3 protein-coding genes and 1 pseudogene are annotated in these 7,150 nt (G+C 59.6%); 3 read left to right on the forward strand and 1 reads right to left on the reverse strand.

Annotated features, from left to right (window positions below):
- Positions 1–2: 2 nt before the first annotated feature.
- Complete coding sequence (locus Q1A91_RS17660; protein ID WP_299880512.1) at positions 3–773, forward strand: hypothetical protein; 771 nt, start codon at positions 3–5, stop codon at positions 771–773.
- 101 nt (positions 774–874) lie between these two features.
- Here the strand turns inward: Q1A91_RS17660 and Q1A91_RS17665 are convergent, their stop codons facing one another.
- Positions 875–2,035 carry a trans-acting enoyl reductase family protein gene (locus tag Q1A91_RS17665; RefSeq protein WP_299880515.1) on the reverse strand — a complete coding sequence of 387 codons (1,161 nt, stop codon included), beginning with the start codon at positions 2,033–2,035 and terminating at the stop codon, positions 875–877.
- A gap of 205 nt (positions 2,036–2,240) precedes the next feature.
- Between Q1A91_RS17665 and Q1A91_RS17670 the strand changes: the two are divergent.
- Together Q1A91_RS17670 and Q1A91_RS17675 are read left to right on the forward strand one after the other, a co-directional pair.
- Positions 2,241–2,465, forward strand: a pseudogene (locus tag Q1A91_RS17670) (hypothetical protein); the annotation flags it as partial.
- 208 nt (positions 2,466–2,673) lie between these two features.
- Positions 2,674–7,095 carry an Ig-like domain-containing protein gene (locus tag Q1A91_RS17675; RefSeq protein ID WP_299880518.1) on the forward strand — a complete coding sequence of 1,474 codons (4,422 nt, stop codon included), beginning with the start codon at positions 2,674–2,676 and terminating at the stop codon, positions 7,093–7,095.
- Positions 7,096–7,150 lie beyond the last annotated feature (55 nt).

The following is a 7,150-nucleotide window of genomic DNA, read 5'->3' on the forward strand; positions in this document are numbered from 1 at the left end:
TGATGATCCGACCTCTTGTTTTTGCGGGCCTTGCCATATGCTGGGCCGCCACAGCGCAGGCCGAATGTGACATCGGCGAATGCAATCCGCGCACCTGTGAGGAGTACCCCATTCAGGCAACGCTGCCGGGTTTTCCGGCCCATGCCACGGACACGACCCCTGAACAACGCGAGCGGTTGGCCAGGATCGCGCTTGGTGTGGGAGCGAGCCGCAGCCAGAATGGCGGGTACAATTGCGCTATGATTGTCGGGCATTCCTCATCCTGGCGGGATATTTCCGCCGATGAATATGACCGCCGCGCGCTGGAACGTGCTGAAGTTGTTGCAGATTTGATGGCCAGCACGATGGAGACGATGGGCCTTGTGCCCATGGTGATCTCAAAGGAGGACCTGGACGGCGAAGCGTTCTGCGAGGCGACGGGGGAGGAAGGCTTTGTGCTGATCTATGATGAGCGCGGGAATGCCTGCCCCAAGGTCGACAACCGGACCGACAGTTTCAGCCGCGCCGCCCGCGAAGCGCGTTTCATCAACCGCCGGGTTGATATGTATTTCATCCCTGGCGGCAAGCGCATCGAGAGGCAGATAGACTGGGACAAGCCCTGTTCTGACGTGATTTCCAGCGGGATGGTCTGCGTGGAGGTGTTGGACGGCATTTATCAGGGCACCCGGTGCTCGTCCGACAGTTTTGTCGATTTCTTCTCCAACTCCCGCGCGGATCTGCTGGAGATGGTGGAGAACGGAGAGGCCCGACTGATCTGCAAGCCGGATGACTGAAGGGCCCCGGCTCGGGTTGGGGGGGCTTTGACCTTGGCGTTTGCCCGCATGCGGCGTGCGTGACCCAGATAGCGGTCTGTGGCCACGCCAACCCTATCCGGTCAGTTTTCGACTTCGAAGGTGAGCCCTGCATTTGCCTGCAAGCGGTCGATGATGTTCTGACCAAAGGCGGAGGCAGGGGTCAGGACGCCGCCGGGCGTGCCCTGAGCCTCTTCCAAAAGACAGATGGCGCATTCGGTGATCATCTTGCAGGTCGATCCGTAGCCCGGATCACGGTCTCCTTTGACACCGACCAGCAGGCGTTGGCCGTCCTGTGACACGCCTGTGAACATCAGATCATAGCTGCCCTGTTCACGCTCTTCGCGTGACGGCCCATCGCCGGGCTTGAGGGTGGCGGACATGGCGGCAATGTCGGTCTTGGCCACACGCTCTGCCATGGCGGCCCCTTTGTCGCCTGCGCCGGTGAACATCATTTCCTCGTAGGTGAAGTCTTGCCCGTAGGGGTGACCCATCAGCATATTCGAGCGGTGCACGTTCTTTGTGTTGATCGTCGCCATGAAGAAGGGCGCGACCCAGACGCCGAAATCGGTGTCCTCATAGGGTTTGTGTCCGGTGGGCTGGGCTGCCCCTTCGAAACCTGGGGTCAGCGCGAAGGAAGACATCAACCGCTTCATCACCTGCGGGTCGGATTTGGCACGTTCCATTGTTGCCGCACCAGAAGCGGCCGTGCCCCCGGACGCCGTGCCCGCCATGCCCCGCACCCGGCATTTGACGTCCCTAAGCGGGGCGCCAAAGCGGTCGTTGGCAGCGGCCTGAAGGAAGAAGACCCCCATGTCGAAGGGCACTGAATCAAAGCCGCAGGAGTGCACGATCCGCGCGCCTGTTTTCTTGGCCTGCGCGTCATATCGTTCGATCATGTCCCACATGAAGGGCGGCTCCCCCGACAGGTCGACATAATCTGTGCCGTGTTTGGCGCAGGCGGCGACAAGGGCCTCTCCATAATGCTGGTAGGGCCCGACGGTCGTGATGATGACACGTCCCCGCTGGATCATGGCATCAATGCTGCCGGGATCGGCGGCATCTGCCGTGATCAGCGGCGTATCGGCAGGCAGGGACAGTTCATCCCGCACCGATACCAGTTTATCCGCGCTGCGCCCCGCCATCGCCCAGGGCCGATCGGGATAGGTGGCGTGGATGTACTCAGCGATCAGCTTGCCGGTGAAACCGGTTGCGCCGTAGACGATCAGATCAAATTCGGCCATGGGAGGATCCTTTCTGGGGGAGGGGGTGCCCGTCTGTGATACCGCCTTTTGAGGGCGGGAGACAATGGCCGGAACGGGCGCTGACCTGACGTCGGGTGTTCGATGGGGTGTGGCGTCTGTGCAATTGACGGCGGTGCCGGTTACAGGAGCAGCAGTGGCAGCAGGCATGGCGCCCACCGTCAAAGGCATGCGCCAGTGCACGTTCTCAAGGAGATTCCGCAAGCAGGTCGAGATGCTTTTCGCTCACCTCAAACGCATTTTGGGTCTCGGAAGTCTCCGATTGCGAGGCCCATGTGGGGCTGACGAGGAATGCCTCCTCGTCGGCACCGTCCAGATACTCCGGAAACTCGCCAAGGTTTTCCCGCACCAAAGCAAACGTCAAGAGCCTGACCAGAAGGGGGGAGTACCGGTGAACACCATGATACTGTGAGAGGTTTTTTCTCAGGTTGTATTTTGACTTCATTTGATTCAAATCGACCAAGTACATTCATCTTTATGCCAAAACAGAAACCTTTGCCCCCATTTGGCGGCAGTCGAATTGTGGTCTAAATGCAACCTAAGCGGGCCGAAAAAATGACGTCGCACATCCATTGGGGTAGCGAAATCGGTGGTGTTTGTGTTTGAGTGGGAGCAGAAGAATGGCTGATTCAAATGATCCAACCCGGGTTGGTTGGTGGGATCCAGCGACCTTTGCAGGCGAGAATGCGGAAGGGGCCGAAGGCAGCCGATATCCGGAATTCCAGGACGATGATCCGACAGCTCCCAACTACAATGACGGCGCAACCGAGCGTGGTGGTCAGGGCGGTGAGATCATTGATCTCAATCAGAACAACGCAGGAGACAATGCGGCCGGCAGTGCCGGAGACGATGCGGTTTATGGCAACCAGCGCAACAACCGGCTGGATGCTGAGGAAGGTCAGGATTTCGTTGAGGGGCGGCTTGGTGATGACCTGATCAGCGGCGGCACCGGCGATGACGCCTTGTTTGGCGGCAATGCGGAGCGCAACACAGCGGATGGCAACGATTGGATCACTGGCGATGCGGGTTGCGATCTGATCGATGGTGAAAACGGGGACGACAACCTTTTTGGTGGCAGCGATGCGGACATCGTTTTCGGGGGCGCTGGCAATGATGTGATCTTTGGCAACGCGGCAGACGCCATTGATGCGCCCGATGATGGCGGCGACATCCTGCTGGGCGAGGGCGGCAATGACAGCATAAGCGGGGACGCTGGGGACGATCTGATCTTCGGTGGCGCGCAGGATGACCATCTATTTGGTCAGGCGGGCGACGACAGCGTTGACGGCGGCACGGGTGACGACCGCATTGCGGGCGGACGCGGTGCGGATCTGTTGCTGGGTGGTCGCGGTGACGACGAGATTTTTGGCGATGACCGGGATGACGGGCCTGCCAGCGGTGATGGCACACCAAAGGGCGGTTTGCTGGATGACGATGCGGACGGGGATTGCATTCTGGGCGGGACCGGCGACGACTTTTTGAATGGCGGGAGCGGGAATGACACGCTCGAAGGACAGGCCGGTCAGGATAGCCTGACGGGCGGGATCGGCGACGATCTGTTGCTGGGCGGGACCGAGGACGACCATCTTTACGGCGGGAATGGCTGCGACACGCTCGAAGGCGGGGACGGCAACGATTTTCTTGGCGGCAACAACGGTGCCGATCTGCTGCTGGGTGGATTGGGTGAAGATTCCCTCAAAGGCGGCAGCGGCAATGACTTGCTCTTTGGTGGGGCTGACAGTGACCAGCTTTGGGGCGGGTTCAATGCCGACTTCCTGTCCGGCGAAGGGGCGGCGGATACGCTGCGTGGCGGATCGGGCAATGACGCGCTTTTGGGTGGTCAGTCGGCAGATTTGTTGCGCGGCAACAATGGCGCGGACAACCTGTTTGGCCAACAAGGTGCGGACCGCATCCACGGTGACAATGGCGCGGATTGGCTGTTGGGCGCCGAAGGCAACGACTGGATGTACGGTGGGGGCGCCAATGACGTCCTGATCGGTGGCGAAGGGGCTGACCGCCAATGGGGCGGCAAGGGGAAAGACGTTTTCGTTTTCGATCTGCTGTGGGATGGCGTCACCTTCACGTCGCAAGACGGCGATGACCGGATTCGTGATTTTGACATGTCGCAGGACAATGATGGCATTGTGTTCCGCGTGACAAACTGCGGCCCCGCAATCGGGACAAGCGCGGGACAGGTGTTCGCAGCACTCAACGCGGCGGCTTCGGTCAATGACAATGGCACCAACACGACGATTGCGGTTGGCGGCATATCTGTGAGGATTGACGGGCTGACGGGCGCGCAGGCACGGTTCAGCTCGCTGGGTCAGGATGCCTCGCCAATTGGCGGCGTTGGCATCAACGCGGCATCCACCGGCGCGATCGGCAGTTATGAAGCCATTGGCGTTTCCGTGCAGGATCTCTTGTTCGACGCCCGTCTGGAAGAAAACGCCGATCCCTTCTCCTTAGATCTGCGCGATTTGCCGGGCTTTGATGCGCTGAGCGTCTTTGACGTGGTGGATGCGCCGGTTCAAGGGAGTGTTGAGATTGATGGTCAAACCCTGACATTTACAACCGGGACGGATTTTGACGGTCTCGCGCAGGGCGAGTTCCAGAAAGTCAGCTTCAGTGTCTTTGGTTTTGGCGCAAAGGCGCAAGGTGTCACGGATTTTGACGATGGCGCATCTGGGCTGCGCACGCTGTGGTTCGAAATCGAAGGTGTGAATGACGCGCCCACCCTCGCAGCTGGTTTTGCGGCGGCAGTGGAAGATGGCCCGACGGTGGATTTGGACCTCGCAGCGCTTGGCGCTGACGTGGACAGTGACGACGACGGCGCTTCGCTGACCTACACAGTCAGTGGCGATCCGTCGGAAGGCTCGGCGGACATCGAAGGGACGACGCTGACGTTTGATCCCGGCAGCGCCTTCCAGGACCTTGCGCTGGATGAGACGCGTGACGTGACGGTTGAGGTCACGGCGACGGACCGGCACGGCGCGACAGCGGTGAACGATGTTGTTGTGACGGTGACGGGGACGAATGATGATCCGGATGCGACGGACAGTTTGGCTGCAACCAATCCTGAAACTGAAATCACGGGTCAGTTGGGGGCTGAAGACCCTGATACAGCAGATACGCTGACCTACACGCTGCTCACCGGCCCAGACAGAGGGGTGGTTGATGTGACTGTCGGCGGGGCGTTCAGCTACACGCCGGATGAGGGTTTCAGCGGCGAGGATACGTTTGAATTCGAAGTCTCTGATGGCAAAAGGGGCACGGACACGGGGACGGTGACCATCACTGTTGCTGCGGGTCAGGGGAATGTCCGCCCGATCCGGGATTTCGATCTTGATGAAACAGTGAGCCAGACCGTTGCAAACCCGGACGGTTTTGTGGAAGTTGCTGCGACAGCGGATGGTGGGCATCTGGTTTTGAGCAGCGGCAATCCGGACACGTCCGGCTGGGGCGTTTATCTGCAGCGCTATGACGACACCGGGGCGCGGGTCGGGGACGAGGAGTTGGTCAATACGACGACCAATTCAACGCAGCTCTATCCCTCAGTTGCGGTGCTTTCGGATGGGTCCTGGGTTGTGGTGTGGCAGGGTAACGGACCGGGTGACAGCTCTGGTATCCACGGTCAGCGCTACAATGCAGACGGCACAAAACTGGGCGCAGAGTTCCGGGTGAATGCGACCAGCCTCGGATCAGAGCAAAACGCCACTGTTTCCGAACTCTCGAACGGCGATTTTGCCGTCAGTTGGGAGGTCAATACTGGCAGTACCATTCTGCATGATGTCTACACGCGTGTGTTCAGTGATGCCCTTGATGGCACAACGAACCAACCCATTGCGGTGACTGCAGATATCCTGACCAACACTACCACCGCAGGGGATCAATACACGCGTGGGTTTGTGGCCGAGACTGTCGCCGGGCTGACCGGCGGACGGTTCGTGTCTGTCTGGTTTGACGACAACAGCACCGATGGTAGCGGCAGGGGGGTATTCGGACGCCTGTTCGAAGCGGACGGGACGCCCGTCAGCGTCGGTGGCAGCGCAAATGAATTCCAGATCAACACGGTGACCAGCGGTACGCAGGAGTATGTCTCTGTTGGAGCGCTCTCCTCGGGTGGGTTTGTCGCGGTCTGGCATGACTATTCGGGTCAGGGCGATGACAACAGTTCTTCGCGCATCGTAGGCCAGCGGTACGATGCAAATGGCGCGCGGGTTGGCGGGGAGTTCGAGATCAACACATTCACGCCGAACAATCAGCTTCACCCGAAAGTACAGGGATTCTCCGACGGCGGGTTTGCCGTGGTCTGGATGAGCTACGGAGTGGACGGGTCCAACAGCTACAGCATCTCTGGTCAACGCTACGATGCGGCGGGTGACAAGGTTGGCACTGAGTTTTTGGTGGAGAGCGCGGAGTTCTTTGGCAGTGATCTCTATCCTTCGCTTGCGGTCCGCGATGATGACAGTCTTGTGGTGGTCTGGTACGACCAGACAACTGATGAGATTGATCAGAAGATCATTGAAAGCGACGACGATGTCCGCCCGATTGCGGATTTCGATCTTGATGAAACGGTAAGCCAGACCGTCGAAAACGTGGACAACTACGCGGAAGTTGCGGCCACAGCGGACGGGGGGCATGTTGTTGTCTTCTCAGCCTCGAACAGCGGCAATCCGGATGCGTCCGGCTGGGGCGTTTACCTGCAGCGCTATGACGACACCGGGGCGCGGGTCGGGGATAAAGAACTGGTCAATACGACGACCAATTCAACGCAGCTTCGCCCCTCTGTTGCTGTGCTTTCTGATGGGTCCTGGGTTGTGGTCTGGGAAGGCAGCGGTCCCGGTGATACCTACGGCATCCACGGTCAGCGCTACAATGCGGATGGCACGAAGCTGGGTGCGGAATTCCGGGTGAATGCGACCAGTCTCGGATCGGAGCAACAAGCCACTGTTTCCGAGCTTGCGAACGGTGATTTTGCCGTCAGCTGGGAAGTCTGGACTGCCAACGTTGGCAATCGGAATGGCCTGCTGCTGGTTTCGTAGACGGCAACTTAAGCTTTCATAGCTCGCTCCTCGAATGTGATAGGGCTTAGGTACC

The organism is uncultured Sulfitobacter sp. (assembly GCF_947500075.1).
In the GTDB taxonomy this organism is placed as follows: Bacteria; Pseudomonadota; Alphaproteobacteria; order Rhodobacterales; family Rhodobacteraceae; genus Sulfitobacter.